Source organism: Actinosynnema sp. NPDC023587, assembly GCF_040640215.1.
Lineage (GTDB): Bacteria > Actinomycetota > Actinomycetes > Mycobacteriales > Pseudonocardiaceae > Actinosynnema.
Map to the genome: position 1 here is coordinate 170,561 of NZ_JBFABG010000014.1, position 18,018 is coordinate 188,578.

The 18,018-nt window shown below is 72.4% G+C and carries 18 protein-coding genes; 7 read left to right on the plus strand and 11 right to left on the minus strand.

From position 1 onward, the window contains the following. Positions 1-2 precede the first annotated feature (2 nt). Complete coding sequence (locus AB0G01_RS29520) at positions 3-677, plus strand: TetR/AcrR family transcriptional regulator (protein WP_360952026.1); 675 nt, start codon at positions 3-5, stop codon at positions 675-677. Here AB0G01_RS29520 and AB0G01_RS29525 read toward each other — a convergent pair. Together AB0G01_RS29525 and AB0G01_RS29530 are read right to left on the minus strand one after the other, a co-directional pair. After that, positions 674-946: a GlsB/YeaQ/YmgE family stress response membrane protein gene (locus AB0G01_RS29525; protein ID WP_360952125.1), complete on the minus strand. Its 273-nt coding sequence runs from the start codon at positions 944-946 to the stop codon at positions 674-676. The two genes, AB0G01_RS29520 and AB0G01_RS29525, sit on opposite strands and share 4 nt — an antisense overlap. A gap of 162 nt (positions 947-1,108) precedes the next feature. After that, complete coding sequence (locus AB0G01_RS29530; protein WP_360952029.1) at positions 1,109-1,906, minus strand: sporulation protein; 798 nt, start codon at positions 1,904-1,906, stop codon at positions 1,109-1,111. 329 nt (positions 1,907-2,235) lie between these two features. Here AB0G01_RS29530 and secA2 point away from each other — a divergent pair, with 329 nt between their 5' ends. Further along, on the plus strand, positions 2,236-4,554 hold the full coding sequence (gene secA2 / locus AB0G01_RS29535; protein WP_360952032.1) for an accessory Sec system translocase SecA2: 2,319 nt from the start codon (positions 2,236-2,238) through the stop codon (positions 4,552-4,554). 106 nt (positions 4,555-4,660) lie between these two features. Here the strand turns inward: secA2 and AB0G01_RS29540 are convergent, their stop codons facing one another. After that, positions 4,661-4,921: a hypothetical protein gene (locus AB0G01_RS29540; RefSeq protein ID WP_360952035.1), complete on the minus strand. Its 261-nt coding sequence runs from the start codon at positions 4,919-4,921 to the stop codon at positions 4,661-4,663. Positions 4,922-5,603: 682 nt separating this feature from the next. Between AB0G01_RS29540 and AB0G01_RS29545 the strand changes: the two genes are divergently transcribed. Further along, a complete protein-coding gene (locus AB0G01_RS29545; RefSeq protein ID WP_360952038.1) occupies positions 5,604-5,834 on the plus strand; it encodes a hypothetical protein in 231 nt (76 codons plus the stop codon). A gap of 115 nt (positions 5,835-5,949) precedes the next feature. Here the strand turns inward: AB0G01_RS29545 and AB0G01_RS29550 are convergent, their stop codons facing one another. The 6 genes from AB0G01_RS29550 to AB0G01_RS29575 form a co-directional block, all read right to left on the minus strand. Continuing rightward, a complete protein-coding gene (locus AB0G01_RS29550; RefSeq protein ID WP_360952041.1) occupies positions 5,950-6,963 on the minus strand; it encodes an LCP family protein in 1,014 nt (337 codons plus the stop codon). A 73-nt stretch (positions 6,964-7,036) separates the two neighbouring features. Beyond that, complete coding sequence (locus AB0G01_RS29555; protein WP_360952044.1) at positions 7,037-7,426, minus strand: DUF3037 domain-containing protein; 390 nt, start codon at positions 7,424-7,426, stop codon at positions 7,037-7,039. Further along, positions 7,410-8,213, minus strand: coding sequence for a HipA family kinase (locus AB0G01_RS29560; RefSeq protein ID WP_360952128.1), 804 nt, complete (start codon positions 8,211-8,213; stop codon positions 7,410-7,412). The genes AB0G01_RS29555 and AB0G01_RS29560 overlap by 17 nt, the downstream gene beginning before the upstream one ends. 136 nt (positions 8,214-8,349) lie before the next feature. Next, the gene (locus AB0G01_RS29565) at positions 8,350-9,084 is read right to left on the minus strand and encodes an SGNH/GDSL hydrolase family protein (protein WP_360952047.1); all 735 of its coding nucleotides are present in this window, start codon (positions 9,082-9,084) and stop codon (positions 8,350-8,352) included. Between the two features lie 46 nt (positions 9,085-9,130). Then, the gene (locus AB0G01_RS29570) at positions 9,131-10,180 is read right to left on the minus strand and encodes a lactonase family protein (RefSeq protein WP_360952050.1); all 1,050 of its coding nucleotides are present in this window, start codon (positions 10,178-10,180) and stop codon (positions 9,131-9,133) included. Positions 10,181-10,325: 145 nt separating this feature from the next. After that, positions 10,326-11,195 (minus strand): PPK2 family polyphosphate kinase, encoded by an 870-nt coding sequence (locus AB0G01_RS29575; RefSeq protein WP_360952053.1) that lies wholly within the window; start codon positions 11,193-11,195, stop codon positions 10,326-10,328. Between the two features lie 141 nt (positions 11,196-11,336). On the opposite strand from AB0G01_RS29575, the gene rocD reads away from it, so the two are divergent. The 3 genes from rocD to AB0G01_RS29590 all read left to right on the plus strand — a co-directional run bounded on the left by rocD (position 11,337) and on the right by AB0G01_RS29590 (position 15,030). After that, complete coding sequence (gene rocD / locus AB0G01_RS29580) at positions 11,337-12,554, plus strand: ornithine--oxo-acid transaminase (protein WP_360952056.1); 1,218 nt, start codon at positions 11,337-11,339, stop codon at positions 12,552-12,554. Positions 12,555-12,749: 195 nt separating this feature from the next. Beyond that, entirely contained in the window at positions 12,750-14,120 is a 1,371-nt protein-coding gene (locus tag AB0G01_RS29585; protein WP_360952059.1) for a DUF2252 domain-containing protein, read from the plus strand. 223 nt (positions 14,121-14,343) lie between these two features. Next, positions 14,344-15,030, plus strand: a complete 687-nt coding sequence (locus tag AB0G01_RS29590) for a hypothetical protein (RefSeq protein WP_360952062.1) — start codon at positions 14,344-14,346, stop codon at positions 15,028-15,030. Between the two features lie 71 nt (positions 15,031-15,101). Here AB0G01_RS29590 and AB0G01_RS29595 read toward each other — a convergent pair whose 3' ends face one another. After that, the gene (locus AB0G01_RS29595; protein ID WP_360952065.1) at positions 15,102-16,730 is read right to left on the minus strand and encodes an ATP-binding cassette domain-containing protein; all 1,629 of its coding nucleotides are present in this window, start codon (positions 16,728-16,730) and stop codon (positions 15,102-15,104) included. Between the two features lie 99 nt (positions 16,731-16,829). Between AB0G01_RS29595 and AB0G01_RS29600 the strand changes: the two genes are divergently transcribed. Beyond that, on the plus strand, positions 16,830-17,723 hold the full coding sequence (locus tag AB0G01_RS29600) for a hypothetical protein (RefSeq protein ID WP_360952068.1): 894 nt from the start codon (positions 16,830-16,832) through the stop codon (positions 17,721-17,723). 30 nt (positions 17,724-17,753) lie between these two features. On the opposite strand, the gene AB0G01_RS29605 is transcribed toward AB0G01_RS29600, so the two are convergent. Next, the gene (locus AB0G01_RS29605) at positions 17,754-17,996 is read right to left on the minus strand and encodes a DUF3040 domain-containing protein (RefSeq protein WP_360952070.1); all 243 of its coding nucleotides are present in this window, start codon (positions 17,994-17,996) and stop codon (positions 17,754-17,756) included. Positions 17,997-18,018 lie beyond the last annotated feature (22 nt).

The following is an 18,018-nucleotide window of genomic DNA, read 5'->3' on the forward strand; positions in this document are numbered from 1 at the left end:
CGATGACCGCCCCGGAGTCCGGGTCGCCCGATGGCGCGTGGCGCGACATCACCCCACCGGCCGCCCGCCGGATGCTCGTCGCGGCGGCTGCCGCCTTCGCCGGGCGCGGCTACCACGCCACCACCACGCGGGACATCGCCGCCCAGGCCAGCATGAGCCCCGCCGCGGTCTACATCCACTACCGGTCCAAGGAAGACCTGCTGTTCCAGGTCTCCCGGATCGGCCACGCGGCCTCGCTCGACGTGCTGACCTCCGCCACCGGGCCGGACCCGGCCGCGCGGATGGCGTCGGCGGTGTCGGCGTTCGCGTCGTGGCACGCCGAGCACCACACGACCGCCCGCGTCGTGCAGTACGAGCTGGGTGCGCTCACCCCCGAGCACCTCGCCGAGGTGGTCGTGCTCCGCAAGCGCATCGGGGCCACCGTCCGGCGGATGATCCGGGACGGGGTCGAGGCCGGCGCGTTCCACGTCCCCGACGTGCCTGGCGCGGCGCTCGCCGTGCTGTCGCTGTGCGTCGACGTGGCCCGCTGGTACCGGCCCGCCGGCCGCCGCTCGCCGGCCGACATCGGTGCCCTCCACGCCGACCTGGTGCTCCGCATGCTCGGCTGCGACCCCGGGCCCGGCAACGCCGAGGGGCCTCCCGGCGTTGCCGGGAGGCCCCTCCGCGAACAGGTCTAGTGGGCCTGCCTCTTGCCCCAGAACCCGGCCACGAGGCTCACGCCCACGGCGGCGAGCGCCACCTGGACGATGATCTCGATCCAGTCGATGCCGGGGGTGTCCTCGACACCGAGCGCCCGGGCCACGAACGTGCCCAGGAACGCGGCCACGACGCCGACCACGAGGGTCAGCCAGATGGGAATGGCCTGCTTGCCCGGTGCCACGAGTTTGCCGAGGAACCCGATGATGAGACCCACGATAAGAGCGCTGATCACGCCGCCGATGCCCATGACGCCTCCTGCGGGTTGGTCGCCTTCGAAGAAGTCCCCGACCTCGCCGAGGGCCTCGCCGACAATCATCGCACCGAACACGCCGCCCGCAGCCCCTACGAGCACGCGGCTTGCCCCGATCCCACCGCCGGGGTGGCCACCGCGATCACCGCCGCGCGAGCCCTACAGGCCGTGGCCGTGCGAAGATCGCCTTCCCGCGACCTGGTCCATCCACTGGTGCAGGACCGCGGCCCAGTCCGTGCGGATCACCTCATCGTGCGACATGGCGAAGTGCCCGAAGGTGTCCCCGCCCTGCCGGAACAGCCCACCGCGCCGGTCCGCCTCCAGCACCACGTACAGGTGGTGGGAGTCGGTGACGAAGGTCAGCTCAACCTGGCTGATCTTGCCCAGGAACTGCTGCGGCGGCAGGAATTCGATCTCCTGGTAGAACGGGAGCTGCTGCGGGACGCCGTGGATGCGGCCCTGCTCGGAGTCCGCGCGGGTGAACCGGAAGCCCAGCGCGCCGAACGCGTTCAGCACGTGCTCCTGCGAGCGGATCGGGTGCACCGCGATCGGGTCGAGGTCGCCGGGGTCGACCGCGCCGCGCACCTCCAGCTCGGTGCGCAGGCCCATCGTCATGCCGCGCAGCGGCGTGCCGTGCACGACGGTCAGCGGGGTCTCCAGCGGCACCGGGAACTGGAAGGGCAGCGCGAGGTGCTGACCGGGGCCGACGTGGACCTGCCTGCCGACGACGACCCGGGCGAACTCGACGTTGCGGTTGTGCTCGTTGTCGCCGCTCTCCACCTCGACCCTGGTCACCAGCGACAGCTTCACCTCGTCGACGGTCGCGGCGTGGTCACCGCCGGCGATGCGCACCTCGCCGGTCAGCAGCTCGCCGGGACGCACGTTGGGGTTGGTCAGCACCGTGTCCACGGACGGACCGCCGACTCCGAACGCGCGCAACATCCTCTTGAACACCACGGGGGTCCTCCTGGGGGGACTGTCCGGTTCACGTCCTGGGGTGGAATGCCCAAGAGACGCCTCACCCCGGGCATCGGTTCCGCGTGCGACAACGCTAAGCACATTCGACATGATGTGATCGCCATCACACGCTACTGGCCCAGTCGTGCGCCAGACCGTCGACGCTGCGTCACGAACCCGTCGCCACTGCCGGATTTCCCACCGCCCGTCACCGGGCGACTACCCACAGCCCCGTGCGTCTCGACTGGCCCGCGACCCGGCCGTTCCACCGTGAAAAGTCAAACGGGTGACGTGCGGAACGTTGCCCCCGTGCCGTACGTTGCGGTGCCGTGACCACTCTCCTGGGACGGTTCAAGCAGCGGCTGCGCCGGTTCGCGCAGAAGCCCGGCTCCGCCGACCTCACGCCGTACCGCGCGCTGCTCGTCGAGGTGAACGAGCAGGCGGACCGCGTGAGCGCGCTCAGCGACGCGGAGCTCACCGAGGCGGCGGCGGCGCTGCGGGAGAAGTCCGAGTTCGGACGCCCCGAGCTGGTCGAGGTCTGCGCCCTCGGGCGCGAGGCCGCCGACCGCGCGCTCGGGCTGCGGCCGTTCGACGTGCAGATCCTCGGCGCGCTGGGCCTGCTGGAGGGCCACGTCGTGGAGATGGCCACCGGTGAGGGCAAGACGCTGGCCGGCGCGATCGCCGCCGCCGGGTTCGCGCTGCGCGGCGACCACGTGCACGTGGTCTCGGTCAACGACTACCTCGCCCAGCGCGACGCCGAGTGGATGGGCCCGCTCTACCGGCTGCTCGGCGTGTCCGTCGGGTGGCTCAACCAGAGCAGCAAGCCCGACGAGCGCCGCGCCGCCTACGAGGCCGAGGTCACCTACGCCTCGGTGTCCGAGCTCGGCTTCGACGTGCTGCGCGACCGGCTCGCCACCGACGAGGGCGACCGGATCGTGCCCGCGCCCCGGGTCGCCCTGGTCGACGAGGCCGACTCGGTGCTGGTCGACGAGGCCCGCGTGCCCCTCGTGCTGGCCGGTTCCACGGCCGGCCCCGCGGTCGACCCCGCGCTCGCCGACCTGGTCAAGCGGCTGCGCCGCGACCTGCACTTCGAGGTGGACGACGAGGAGCGCAACGTCTACCTCACCGGCGCGGGCTCCGAGCTGGTCGAACGCGCCCTCGGCGGCATCGACCTGTACTCCGACGAGCACGTGTCCACCACGCTGAGCAAGGTCAACGTGGCCCTGCACGCCCAGGTCCTGCTGCACCGCGACGTCGACTACATCGTCCGCGACGGCAAGGTCCACCTGATCAACGACACCCGGGGCCGGATCGCGAAGCTCCAGCGCTGGCCGGACGGCCTCCAGGCGGCGGTCGAGGCCAAGGAGGCGGTGGCCACCACCGACTCCGGCGAGGTGCTCGACTCGATCACCGTCCAGGCGCTGCTCAGCCGCTATCCCGCGGTGTGCGGCATGACCGGCACCGCGGTCGCCGTGGCCGAGCAGCTCCGCGACTTCTACCAGCTCGAAGTGCTGGTGATCCCGGCCAACGTGGAGTGCGTGCGGGAGGACGAAGCGCCCCGCCTCTACACGACGCTGGAGCTCAAGGAAGCCGCGATCGTCCAGGAGATCAAGGCCGTCCACGAGACCGGCCGGCCGATCCTGGTCGGCACGCTGGACGTGGCCGAGTCCGAGCGGCTGTCCCGCAAGCTGGCCGAGGCCGGCCTGGAGTGCGTGGTCCTCAACGCGAAGAACGACGCCGAGGAAGCCTCGATCATCGCCGACGCGGGGTCGTTCGAGCGCGTCACCGTGTCCACCCAGATGGCCGGTCGCGGCACGGACATCCGCCTGGGCGGCCACGACTCGACCGACCACGAGCGGATCTCCGAGCTCGGCGGCCTCTACGTGGTCGGCACCGGCCGGCACCCGTCGTCCCGGCTGGACGACCAGCTCCGCGGGCGCGCGGGCCGCCAGGGCGACCCCGGCGGCTCGGTGTTCTTCTCCTCCTTGCAGGACGACCTGGTGGCGCAGTACGTGCCCGACCACGACGAGCCCGCCGAGGTCGAGGACGACGGCCGGGTGGTCGACGCGGGCACGCTGCACACCGTCGAGCACGGGCAGCGCGTGGCCGAGGGCGTGCACCTGGAGATCCACCGCAACACCTGGCGCTACAACAAGCTGATCGAGCACCAGCGGACGCTGATGCTGGAGTACCGCGACGAGCTGCTGCGCACCGACAAGGCGTGGGAGGAGCTGGCCGAGCGCAAGCCCGAGCGCGCGGCGGAACTGGCCGAGCTGGACCGCGAGGTGCTCGTGGAGTCGGCCCGGCTGATCGCGCTGCACCACCTCGACCAGCGGTGGAGCGACCACCTGACGTTCCTCACCGACCTGCGCGAGGGCATCCACCTGCGGGCGCTGGCCCGGCAGAACCCGCTCGACGAGTTCCACCGCGAGGCGATCCCGGCCTACCACCGGATCGTGCCGGACGCCTGGGACGAGGCCGAGGAGACCTTCGCCAAGGTGAAGATCGACGCGGAGGGCGCGCACCTCGCCGAGGCCGGCGTGCAGCGGCCGAACACGACGTGGACCTACCTGGTCAACGACAACCCGTTCTCGTCCGGCCTGGAGGAGACCTTCAAGGGCCTGGTGAAGCTGGTCCGCCGCCGCTGACCCGCTGCCCGACGACGGCCCGTGGCGGTGCGGCGAGCACGCCGGCACGGGCCGTCCGCGCGTCCGCCCCGGGCTCCGTCGACCGGGAGGGCTCGCGCGAACCGGGTCAGCGGGCGGGCAGGGGCGCGCTCTCCACGGACTCGGCCTGGCGGGGCAGGCCGGCGGGTCTGGCGAGCCTGGCCGCCACCGCCTGTTCGGTGAGCGCGCGGATCTCCGCGAGGATGTCGAGGTGTTCCTGGGACGGGGGTGGACCCACCAGGTTCGAGTGGTTGAACGCGGTGCGTTCGGCGCGGCGTGCCAAGTTCTGGATGCGCCGGATCAGGTCCGATTCCCGGTCGGTGGGCGTAGAGCGCCGTTGCTCAGTCACCCCGGAAGCGTTCACCTCACGCCGGGTGAACGTAAATCACCTGGTAGTGCGAACTTCGCTGGGTCATCTCAGCTACCCGTCCCCACCCGGTCGAAACGCCACCTTCGTGCGACTCAAGCCCTCGACGGTGGACCGACCGCGCGACCGGGCACCTGGATCACCCCAGGCGCGCAGCGCGTTGTGCAGCCGCGTTGCGCCGACGCACGGCCGGCACCGACCGGCCGGGAGTGCCCCGTACCGGTGACGACGCCGGCACCGACCACGGGTGACCGCCGGTCGCCCCGGCCCCCGCCCGGGGGTAACCCACCCCGGTGACCGTGGTGGTTCCACTGTGGACGGTCATCCCCCGGCCGGGAGCGCCCGCGTCGACCTCGCCGCCCGCCCGAGCGGGGGTTTCGCCTCTCACCGCCCCGCGCGGGAGGGTCGCCGGGTGTCCGGGCACGGGGCACGTCCGCCCTGTGACCCATGACATGGTTTAACTCCCGCAGTGCCAAGGTGATCGCGCCGCTCGCGCCCCCTTCGGCTGTCCACACCGCACACGAGCTGCGGCAATGGGAGGTGCTCGGTCAATGGTCAGCAACCCGGGTTCGTCATTGTCGGATACCAGGTGAAGTGGACACCCCGCCACGAGTAGGCTGCTTTGGTCCGATCGGGGGACGAACCAGACTGTGGGGGTTACCAAGTGTCACTCACGCCGATCTACGACGACCTGCTGCGCCAGTTCGAGGGCATCATCGAGGCCAGCGCGGACGTCGAGGCCGACGCCGTCCCGGCCGACGCCACTCCCGGCGCTGGTGCCGCCGCTGCCGCCAAGGCCGCAGCCGCCACCGCAGCCACTGCCGCGCCCACTCCCGCCACCGCGCCCGCCGCCACCGGGGCCGCTGCCGCCGAGGCCGCCGACGTGGAGGGCTGAACGGGGTGACGAGGGGGTCGACCACGCGAGCGGCGCTGTTTCCAGGAGACGGAAACAGCGCCGACGTCGTTCTCGCGGAGGGCGGGCGCGGTCACGGCCGCCGACCCCGCCGCCGCTAACCCGGTTGCTGCAACAGGTCCGCCGGCACCGGCTCGTCCTTCTCCAGCGCGCCGAACAGGCGCAGCGCGTTGGCGCGGTCCCACTGCACGACCGAACCCGCGCCCGGCACGGTCGGCGTACCGCCCACCGGCACCGTCACGTTGTCCACGCCGCCGCTCATGCCGAACGCCATCCCGGCCAGGTGGTGCAGGTGGTCGCCCTCGTTGACCGAGATCGAGTCGGTCGACGCGAACAGCAGCGGGAACGCCTTGAACGGGTTGATCAGGGTGCCGACGCTGGTCGCCTTGTCGGACAACGCCGACAGGAACTCGCGCTGGTTCTGCACCCGCTGGAGGTCGGCCGTGGCGAACGCCCGGGTCCGCACGAAGCCCAGCGCCTGCGCGCCGTCGAGCTCCTGGCAGCCCGGCTGGAGGTCCAGGCCCGCCAGCGGGTCCTTCATCGGCTCCTTGACGCACAGGTCGACACCGCCCACGGCGTCCACGATGCCCGCGAACCCGCCGAAGCCGATTTCCATGTAGTGGTCGATGCGCAGGCCGGTCGCGCCCTCGACGGTCTGCGCCAGCAGCGGCGCGCCGCCGAACGCGAACGCCGCGTTGATCTTGTTCTTGCCGTTGCCCGGGATGTCCACGTAGGAGTCGCGGGGAACGCTCACCAATGTGGACTTCCCCGATCCCGACGGGATGTGCAGGACCATGATGGTGTCCGTGCGCCGGCCGCCCGCGTCGCCGGTGGCCAGGTCGGTCTTCTGCTCCTCGGTCAGGTCGTCCCGCGCGTCGGACCCGACCAGCAGCCAGTTGGTGCCGGGCGTGTCGGCGGGCCTGCCCTCGTAGTCCGGCAGCGCGTCGATGCGGCGCAGCGAGGAGTCCACGTAGACCCACATGCCGACCGCGAAGGCCAGCAGCAGGACCAGCAGGACCAGGATGATCCGACCGACGCGCGGTCTGCGGCGCTTCGGCGCGGGCCGGAGGCCGCCCCTCTGCTGGTAGCCCTGGTGGTAGCCGGCGCTCATGTCAGCGACCCCGATCCGTGTGTCGAAAACTGCTCGCACCTATAGACGCGGCGTGAGGCAGGAGGTTGCCAGCCTAGTGGGCGGGCGGCAGCACGAGGGTGCGCAGGAGGTGGTCCAGCGCCGCCTCCGGGTCGTCGGTCAGGCCGGTGTGGGCGGGCGAGGTCTGGATGATCGTGCTGCGCGGCGCGGTCAGCCAGCGGAACCGCTGACCGGGCGTGGTCCGGGAGACCGGCCCGGCCTGCGGGTCGCCGGCGCAGGACACCCCGAGGTGGTCCAGGTTCGCCCGGAGCAGCTCGACGTCGAGGAACGGGTCCAGCGCGCGCAGGCGCGGTTCGTCGACGTGCACGCGCGCACCCAGGAAGCCCAGCGGCGCGCAGTAGACCAGCACGCCGACGTTGACGAACTCGCCGCGCTCCTGCCGGGGCACCGCGCGCAGCAGCGCGTACTCAAACACGTGCGGCACGGGCGGCCTCCAGGGCGTCCACCCAGGCGCGCGGCTGCGCCAGGCGGGTTGTGAAGAACTGGATGTACGCGGCGCGGACCGCGTCCGGCGGGCCGAACGCCTCGTCAAGCGCGAGCCACTCGTCCGGCACCAGGGCGAGCACCTCGCGCAGCAGCTCCGGGGTGATCGTCGCGGACAGCTCGGCGTCGACCTCGGCCAGGGGCCCGGCGAAGGGCAGCACGAGGTGGTCGGCGGCGTCGAACCGGTAGCTCGCGGCCGGGAACCGGTCCGGGTGCCACGAGTGGTGGAAGTACAGCGCCGCGCCGTGGTCGATCAGCCACAGCTCGCGGTGCCACAGCAGGGTGTTCGGGTTGCGCCAGCTCCGGTCCACGTTCAGCGTCAGCCCGTCGAACCACAGCAGGCGGGTCGCGAGGGCCGTCGACGGCTCGCGCACGACCGGGTTGTAGTCGAACGAGCCGGGCAGGTAGTCCAGCCCGAGGTTCACCCCTCCGCTGGCCCGCAGCAGCTCCTGGACCTCCTGGTCGGGTTCGGCGCGGGCGAGTTCGGGATCGACGTCCACCAGGACGATCTCGGGCACCCGGAAGCCCAGCCGGCGGGCCAGCTCGCCCACCACGATCTCGGCCACCAGGGCTTTCACCCCCTGGCCGGCACCGCGGAACTTGAGCACGTACATGCCGAGGTCGTCGGCCTCGACCAGCCCCGGCAGCGAGCCACCCTCCCGGAAGGGGGTGACGTAGCGGGTGGCCGCGACCCTGCGCAGCCCGTTCGTGGCGTTCACGCCCGGCATCATCGCCGGTCGCGGCCGATCACCGCCAACGGGTTCCGGACGGCCCCGGCGCGGCGGGCCGGGGTTCCGCGCTCACGGGCGGGGCGCGCCGACCCCCGGGTCGACGCGCCCCGGCACCCGCCAGGAGCCGAGCGCCCTACGGCGCGACGCGCTCCAACACCGGCAGGTAGCCGTCGCGGTGGCCGGCCGCGTTCGGGTGGTAGGAGTCGCCGACCGGGATCGACACGTTGTTCACCCACGGGTCGCGACCGCACACGCCGTGCCCCGCAAACGCTTCCCTCACGTCGCCGAACACGAACCCGTCGTCTTCGGCCCAGGCCCGCGCCGTCTCGTCGAGCAGGTCGGCCGCCCGGTTGAGCGCCGCCCGCTTGGCCTCGCTCAGGCCGCACCACCCGGTCGGCTCGAACAGCCTCGGGTACCCGAGCACCACGACCGGCGCGGACGTCCGCTCGCGCACCGCCGCGCCGACGCCGGCCAAGCGGGCGGGCAGCTCGTCGCGGATGAACCGCTCGGCCGTGGCCACGCGGTTCCCGCACCCCGCGTCGGTGCTCAGCACGCACGAGACCATCACGCTCGCGAAGCCCGCGTCGTTGCCGCCGACGGTCACCGTGACCAGCGACGTCTCCGAGGTGATCCGCCCGGTCTGCGCCAGGACCTCGGCCGTGGTCGCCCCGGAGCACGCGGCGAACACCAGCGTCATCCCGCGCCGCGCCGCGAAGAGCTCGGGGTGGGCGGCGGTGCTGCGCCCGCACGCCTCCCGGTTCGCGCCGACCCCCGCCGCGTAGGAGTCGCCGAGTGCGACGTACTCCGGGGCGACGGGGGTCGGCGCGGGGGTCAGTGCCGCCACCATCAGTGCTGCCAGCAAGTTCATGCGTACGGCGTACCACTGTGGACGGTCGCGGCGGTGAAAGTTCCCCCTACAGGGCGACGCACACCGGGATGGGGGCCGGGAAGGTGCTCGTGTGCTTGAGCCCCCCGGTCGACTGGTCCACCGCGAACGTGGTCACCGTGTTGGAGTTCTGGTTGGCCGCGAACAGCAGCTTGCCGGTCGGGTCCAACGCGATGTGCCGGGGGAACTCGCCGCCCACCGGAGTGGCCTCCAGCAGGCGCAACACCGCACCGCCCTGCTCGACCGCGAACACCGCCACGCTGTCGTGGCCCCGGTTGGACAGGTACGCGAACCTCCCGTCGGCCGACACGACGACCTCCGCCGGGTAGTTGCGCGGCGTGGTCGGCGCGCCGGGCGGCAGCGTGTCGAGCTTCTGCACCGGCGTGAGCACACCGCCCGCGTAGGACGCCACCACGACGGTGGAGTCCAGTTCGTTCGCGATGTAGGCGTACCGCCCGTTCGGGTGGAACGCCAGGTGCCGAGGTCCCGCGCCGGCGTGCAGCTTGGCCGTGCCGACGCGGGTCAGCCTGCCCCGCTCCAGCCGGTAGGAGAAGACGGCGTCCGCGCCCAGGTCGACGGCCAGCACGTGCTCACCCGCCCGGTCGGCCAGCACCTGGTGCGCGTGCGGGCCTTCCTGGCGGTCCGGGTCGGGCCCGGAGCCCTGGTGGCGCACCAGGTCCGTCCGCGCGCCGAGCCCGCCGTCGGGGCGCACCGGGTGCACGGACACGCTGCCCGAGCTGTAGTTCGCGGCCAGCACGTGCCCCTGGTGCAGCAGCAGGTGGCACGGGTCCGCGCCGCCGGTGCTCTGCGTGTTGATCACTTTGGGCACCCCGTTCGCGCCGACCTGCAACGCGGTCACGGTGCCCTTCGACTGCTCGTTCACCGCGTAGACGCGCTTGCCCGCGGTGATCACGAACGACGGGTTGGGCACGCCCGCGACCACACCGGTCGACCGCAACCGGCCGGTGGCCGCGTCGTAGGAGGCCAGCCCCAGGCCGGACCCGCCGCCCGCCCAGGTCGTGTAGGTGCCCAGGTAGACGCGGACCTCCGCGCGTGCCTCGGCGACACCTTCGGTCATCAGCAACCCCGCTCCAACGCCCACGGCCCCCAGGAACCGCCGCCTGTCCATTTCCACGCCAGACCTCCGCTCCACCGTGCCCGCGGCATGTCCCACAGTGGACTAGACCACAGCGGGAGGACAATAGGTGCAACGGATATTGCATCTAGCGCAACGGATCGGCATCCCGGAGGCGAGCCAATTCGACCACCGGATCGTACGAGGGCTCGGGGAACACCGGTGCCACCTCCCGGAGCGCCTCCAGCAGCACCCGGGCCACCGCCCAGTTCCGGTACCACTTGCGGTCGGCCGGGATCGCGTACCAGGGCGCGACCGCCGTCGAGCACTTCACCAGGGCGTCCTGGTAGGCCGCCTGGTACTGCGGGAACTTCGCCCGCGCGGCCAGGTCGCCCGGGTTGTACTTCCACCGCTTGGCCGGGTTCTCCAGGCGTTCGACGAGCCGCTCCCGCTGCTTGTCCGGCGAGATGTGCAGGAAGCACTTCACGGTGGTCACGCCGCTGCCGGCGAGCTCGGCCTCGAAGTCGTCGATCAGCCCGTAGCGCCGCCGCCACTCGGCGGCGGGCACCAGCCCGTCCACCCGGGCGACGAGCACGTCCTCGTAGTGCGACCGGTCGAACACGCCGATCAGCCCCGGTGCGGGCACCTGCCGCCGGACCCGCCACAGGAAGTCGTGCCGCAGCTCGGCGCGGGTCGGCTTCTTGAACGAGGCGATGTGCAGGCCCTGCGGGTTCACCAGGCCGGCGACGTGGCGGATGACACCGCCCTTGCCGGAGGTGTCCATGCCCTGGAGGACCAGCAGCACCCGCCGCCGCCCGCCGCCGGTGCCCTCCGCGTAGAGCGCCTCCTGGAGCGCGTCCAGCTCGGCGGCGACCTGCGCCAGGTCCGCGGCGGCCTCGGATTTCGACTTCGGCCCCACCGGCGTGGCCGCCGGGTCCAGCCGCGCGATCTCGAAGTCGCCGGGCTCGACCCGCAGCGCGTCCCGGACCGGTACGACCTGCGCGGACTTCTTCGCCATCGTCGGACTGTATCCGCGCGCTCATCGGCCCGCCCGCTGCGCAACAGAACGCCACACCAATCCCCAACTGCGCAATGAATCAGCCAGAGACGCAACACCTCACGGATGAAATCGCCGTGCGAAGCCCTTTAGCCTGGTGACATGACCACCGTCGCCGCTCCCACCACGGGGCAGTTCATCGCACTCGACGAGCAGTGGAGCACGCACAACTACCACCCGCTGCCGGTCGTGATCTCCCACGGCGAGGGTGCGTGGGTGACCGACGTCGAGGGGCGCACCTACCTCGACTTCCTGTCCGGGTACTCGTCCCTCAACTTCGGCCACCGGCACCCCGACCTGGTGGCCGCCGCCGTGGCGCAGCTCGGCCGGGTGACCCTCACCAGCCGGGCGTTCCACCACGACCAGTTCGGCCCGTTCTGCCGCGAGCTCGCCGAGCTGACCGGCACCGAGATGGTGCTGGCGATGAACTCCGGCGCGGAGGCCGTCGAGTCCGCGATCAAGGTCGCCCGCAAGTGGGCCTACCAGGTCAAGGGCGTCCCCCAGGGCACCGCCGAGATCGTCGTGGCCGGCTCCAACTTCCACGGCCGGACCACCACGATCGTGTCGTTCTCCACCGACGACACCGCGCGCGCCGACTTCGGCCCGTTCACCCCCGGCTTCCGGGTCGTGAAGTACGGCGACCTGGACGCGGTGCGCGACGCGATCGGCCCGCGCACCGCCGCCGTGCTGATCGAGCCCGTCCAGGGCGAGGCGGGCGTGGTCGTCCCGCCCGCCGGCTACCTGGCGGGCATCCGCGCGCTGTGCGACGAGCACGACGTGCTGTTCATCGCCGACGAGATCCAGTCCGGCCTCGGCCGCACCGGCGAGCTGTTCGCGCTGGACCACGACGACGTCCGCGCCGACCTGTACACCCTGGGCAAGGCCCTGGGCGGCGGCATCGTGCCGGTGTCGGCCGTGGTCGGCCGGCGGGACGTGCTGGGCGTGCTCCGGCCCGGCGAGCACGGCTCCACGTTCGGCGGCAACCCGCTGGCCTGCGCGGTCGGCCGCGCCGTGGTGCGGCTGCTGGCCACCGGCGAGTTCCAGCGGCGCTCCCGCGAGCTGGGCGGGCGGCTGCACGCGCGGCTGGGCGAGCTGGTCGGCCGGGGCGTCGCCGAGGTGCGCGGCCGGGGCCTGTGGGCGGGCGTGGAGATCGCGCCCGGCGGCCCGCGCGGTCGCGAGGCGTCCGAGGCGCTGGCCGGGCTCGGCGTGCTGTGCAAGGAGACCCAGGACACCACGCTGCGCGTCGCGCCGCCGCTGGTGATCACCGAGGCCGAGCTCGACCAGGGCCTCGACGCGGTCGAGCGGGTGCTCACCCGGTAGCCCGACCCGGTAGTCCGACCCGGTGGCGCGGGTACCCTCCGCACCCGCCCGCGCCGCCGTCCCCCGGCACTGATCGCCACCGTCCGGACACGGCCGGTGGCGGCCGTGCCCGAATTGCGCAGACAGCCCGATTGCGCAGGTCACAGCCGTGGCACGAGACGGTATCCAGCGCGCCGCGCGTGCATCATGCCCGGTATGGGAGAACACAGACGGGCCGTCGCGGCCGTCGCGCTGGGACGCTGGACCGAGCCCGAGGAGGTCTTGGCCGAAGGTCGGCGGCTGCGCTCGGCGGTGCCGCACGAGGTGCACCGCCGCACGGCGCTCGCGGCGGACCGGCCCTCGGTCGTCGAGTACGTCGAGGCGTCCAACGAAGGCCGGCTGCCGCACCTGGTGCCGTTGCGCGTCGGGCGGATGCTGGCCTCGCCGTTCGCGTTCTTCCGGGGCAGTGCCGCGCTGATGGCGGGCGACCTCGCGGCGGGTCCGCGCAGCGGGCTGGACGCCCAGTTGTGCGGCGACGCGCACGCGGCGAACTTCGGCCTGTACGGCACGCCCGACGGCCAGATCGTCATGGACATCAACGACTTCGACGAAACCCTGCCCGGCCCGTGGGAGTGGGACCTCAAGCGGCTGGTCACGTCGCTGGTGCTGGCCGGGCGCGAGGGCGGCGTGTCGGACAAGGGCTGCCGGGACGCGGCGGGCGACGCGGTGCGGGCCTACCGGGACGCGGCGCGGCACCTCGCGGAGATCCCCTTCCTGGAGTCGTGGAGCGCGTTGGGCGACGAATCGGTGCTGTCCAAGGCGAAGGCCGACGACCTGACCGACGAGTTCAGCAAGGCCGCGTCCAAGGCGCGCAAGAACACCAGCGCGAAGGTCGCCGCGAAGTGGACCCGGCGGGAGGGCGGGCACTGGCGCTTCGTCGCCGACCCCCCGGTGCTGACCCGCATCCCGGAGGACGAGGCCCGGACCGTGATCGACGCGCTGCCGTCCTACGTGGACACGCTGCGCGAGTCCCGGTACGACCTGATCATGCGCTACGGGGTGTCCGACGTGGCCTTCCGGGTGGTCGGCACCGGCAGCGTCGGGCTGCGCAACTACCTGGTCCTGTTGCACGGCAACGGGGACGAGGCGCTGATCCTCCAGGTGAAGGAGGCCCGGCCGTCCGCGCTCGCGCCGTTCCTGGACGTGCCGGCGGGCAAGCACGAGGGCAAGCGGATCGTGCACGGGGCGCGGCTGGTGCAGGCCGAGACGGACATCCTGCTCGGCTGGACCACGATCGGCGACCGGCACTTCATCGTCCGCCAGTTCCGCAACCGCAAGGGCGAGATCGACGCGACCAGGTTGAAGCGCGACGCGCTGGACGACTACGGCAGGTTCGCCGGGGCGCTGCTGGCGCGGGCGCACTCCCGGTCGCTGGACCCGAGGCTGCTCGCCGGCTACTGCGCGGGTGACGGCCTCGACGACGCGTTCACCCGGTACGCGGTGGACTACGCCGACCAGACCGCCGCCGACCACGAGCGGCTGGCGAAGGCGGTCAAGGCCGGTCGGCTGACCGCGCACGTCGAGTAGCGGCAGGCCCGCCCGCCGCCCTCACCCGGGCGGCGGGGAACAGGGCCGAACGGCCTACGCCCGCGAATTCGCCGACCGCGTCCGACCGCAATTGTGCGGGCAATTTCCCTTTGTGGATGACCAGGTGCGCACGACCGGGAACGGTCCGTGCACATTTCACCGGGAGACGCCGCGCCGGGTATTTTGAAAGCGGTTTCAGCGCTTCTAGCGGAGGGCGGTCCGTGTGATCTCTCGCAGGCATCTTCTGGTGGCCGCCGGGTCGAGCTTGGCGCTGGCGGCGACGGGGTGTGGCGCGGCCGCGAAGACCGTGGCCTCGGAGCCGGCCAAGACGTGGCTCTCGGCCCTGGGCACGGAGGTCGCGGCCGAGGTGGCGGGCACGCTGACCGACGCCGGCAAGTGGGTGTTCCAGAAGGCGTGGGAACAGTGGGTGGAGCCCACCAGGAAGGTGTTCGGCCAGCAGAAGGACGACGGCTTCGGGTTCGTCGGGAGGACCGTCTACGGGCACGTCGTCCCCGGGACGACCCTGATCAGCCTGCACCGGGGAGTGGCGGGCGACCAGCAGACCGACCGGCTCGGCTGCATCCGCTCCACGGGCGAGGCGATCGTCCTGGAGAACTGGGCCTGGCGCGGGCTCATGGCGTTCATCAAGGCGGAAACCGCCGAGAAGGAGGAAAAGGACCGCCTACACCTTTTGCAGTTGTTGGCCAAGACCGTCATGCCGCACGGCGCGGCGGTGCCCGCCACAACGCCGATGAAAACGGTGGAGTACGTGAACTACCCGGCCCGGGACGGCAGCGTGGAGATGGTGAAGTTCACCGACTCGGGCAAGGCGAAGGTGACGGTGACCGCCTCCGGCTACCACAGCGACGCCACCGGGTCACCCACGACGATGACCTTCGACCTGGCCTAGCCGACGCGGGGCCGGGCCGGTCACCCACCCGGCGCGGGGCCGGTGTGCTCGCCCGGCCCCGCGAGCGGGGTTCAGCGAACGCGGCGGACCCGCTGCTCGTCCCACACCGGCTCATCCACCTCCGCCACCTCGCCGTCCGACCGGAACAGCAGGAAGCGGTCGAAGGTGCGGGCGAACCAGCGGTCGTGGGTGACCGCCACGACGGTCCCGGTGAACTCGTCCAGCGCCGACTGCAACGCCTCCGCCGAGTTCAGGTCCAGGTTGTCCGTCGGCTCGTCGAGCAGCAGCAGCGTCGCACCGGACAGCTCCAGCAACAGCACCTGGAACCGCGCCTGCTGGCCACCCGAGAGCGTCTCGAACCGCTGGTCGCCCGACTTGGCCAGCCCGTAGCGGTCCAGCACCGCCATGGCCGCGCCGCGATCCTTGCCCGACCGGCCGGCCTCGCCGTGCCACAGCAGGTCCACCAGGGTCCGGCCGATCCACTCCGGGTGCTGGTGGGTCTGCGCGAACAGCCCCGGCACGACCCGCGCGCCCAGCCGCCACGCCCCGGTGTGCGCCACGTCGCCGCCGCCCAGCAGCCGCAGGAAGTGGCTCTTGCCCGACCCGTTCGAGCCGAGCACCGCGACCCGGTCGCCGAAGAAGATCTCCGCGTCGAACGGCTTCATCAGGCCGGTCAGCTCCAGGCCGGCGCAGGTGATCGCGCGCACGCCCGTCCGACCGCCGCGCAGCCGGGGCGTGACCCGCTCGTCGGTGGGCAGCTCCGGCGGCGGCCCGGCCTCCTCGAACTTCGCCAGCCTGGTCTGCATGGCGCGGTACTTCGCCGCCATGACCTCGCTGATCCGGGCCTGGATCTGAAGCGTGCGGACCAGCTCCTTGAGCCGGTCGTGGTCCTCGTTCCAGCGGCGGTGCTGCTCGGCCAGCCGCTCGATCCGCGCCGCGCGCGCCGCGTGCCACGTGCCGAACGAGCCGCTGTGCGTCCACGCCGAGTGCGCCTCCACGGTCACCACGTGCGTGGCGGCCACGTCGAGCAGCTCCCGGTCGTGGCTGACCAGCAGCACGGCCTTGCCGGTGTCGGTGAGCCGCTCCTCCAGCCAGCGCTTGCCCGGCACGTCCAGGTAGTTGTCCGGCTCGTCGAGCAGCAGCACCTGTTCCGACCCGCGCAGCAGCGCCTCCAGCACCAGCCGCTTCTGCTCGCCGCCGGACAGGGTGCGCACCTCGCGGAACCGGGCCCGGTCGAACGGGACGCCGAGCGCGGCCACGGTGACCGTGTCCCACAGCACCTCGGCGTCGTAGCCGCCCGCCTCGCCCCACCCGGTCAGGGCGTCCGCGTAGCGCATCTGGGTGGGTTCGTCGTCGGTCTCCATCAGCGCGAGCTCGACCTCCTCCAGGGCCGTCGCGGCGTCCCGCAGGGCCTTCGGCGACGCCGTCAGCAGCAGGTCGCGCACCGTGCTGCCGTCCCGCACCGAGCCCACGAACTGCGGCATCACGCCCAGCCCGCCCTGCACCCGCACGCTGCCCGCGCTCGGGGTCAGCTCACCCGACAGGATGCGCAGCAGGGTCGTCTTGCCCACGCCGTTCGCGCCGACGAGCGCCACCACCGCGCCCGCGCCGACTTTGAACGACACGTCGCGGAACAGCTCGCGGCCGTCGGGCAGGCGGTAGGCGAGGCCGTTCGAGTCCAGGAATCCCACACCCCGCATCGTCGTCCAGACGTGTACCGCGAAGCCAACCGGTTTCGCGTATCAGCGGCCCCCTCCGGGTGCTCTTCAGGACACGGACACCATTCTGGGGAGGGTTCGATGGCCACGGTCGAGTCGGCGCGACTGGTCGCGGCGCAGCTTGGAGTGCTGGTCACGGTCGGTGCGCTGCCGTTCCCGGCCGACGGCACGCGGCTGTCCGAGCGGCCCGTGCCGGTGTGCGACGAGACGGGCGAGATCGTGCTGTGGCGACACGCCGCCGGTGACGGCTACGTCGACGTCGCCGCCCGGCCGTGCCTGGGCGCGCCGCTGGTCGCGGTGGTGCCGGAGGGCCGGGTCGAGCCGCCGAGGGCCCTGGTGCGGCCGGTGGTGTCGGCCGCCGCGCGGATCGCGAACGAGGAGCGCTACCGGCAGCGGGTGCAGGACCTCACCCACCTGGCGCAGGTGCTGAAGGTGACCGAGCCCGTGGTGCGGCGCTTCGACCGGGACCTGGTCGAGGAGGTGCTCAGACCGCGCGTGGACACCCGTGAGCTCAGGCTGTGCGGCCGGCCGTTCCGGCAGGAGACCGCGGAGTGGGCGGCGGCGGCGTGCGTGCAGGTGGTCCTGGACTTCTACCGGTACCGCTACGACCAGGAGCGGCTGGCCGAGGAGCTGGGGCTGGGCACCGAGGAGCACCCGGTGCCCGGTGACGAGCACGACGTGGCACCGGCGCTGGAGACGTTGACCGGCAAGGCGCTGACCGCCGTGCTGACGTCCTCGCCGACGTTCGCCGAGTACCGGTCCGAGGTGCGCGAGCTGCGGCCGTCGATCAGCTTCGTACCCGGTCACGCGCGGGTGGTCACCGGGTACACGCGGATGAGCTCGTTACGGCTGATCGGGGCGAGCTTCGCCGGGCTGCTGGTGCAGGACCCGTGGGAGGGCGACGCGCGCTGGGAGAACTACGACGCGACGACGCTGGTCGGCACGTGCACGGCGCGCGTGAACCTCATCCCGTGACGGGCCGGGGTCGGCGGGTCGGGGGTCGGGTCAGCGGAGGGTGACACCGCGCAGCAGCAGCGTGATCGCCGCGCAGCCGAAGCACAGCAGCGCGCTCCCCACGACGCCCAGGCTGAGCAGCAGCAGGCCCAGGGCGACGAACGTGCCCGCCAAGGCGTAGGTGACAACGGGGTGGCGAGGGCGACCGGTGACCAGCACGTCGGCCAGTCCCGGCTCCTCCACGGCGAGTCTGTGCTCTATCTCGTTCAGCGTCCGGCGCTCCGCTTCACTCATCACCGACTCTGGATACCCGTGT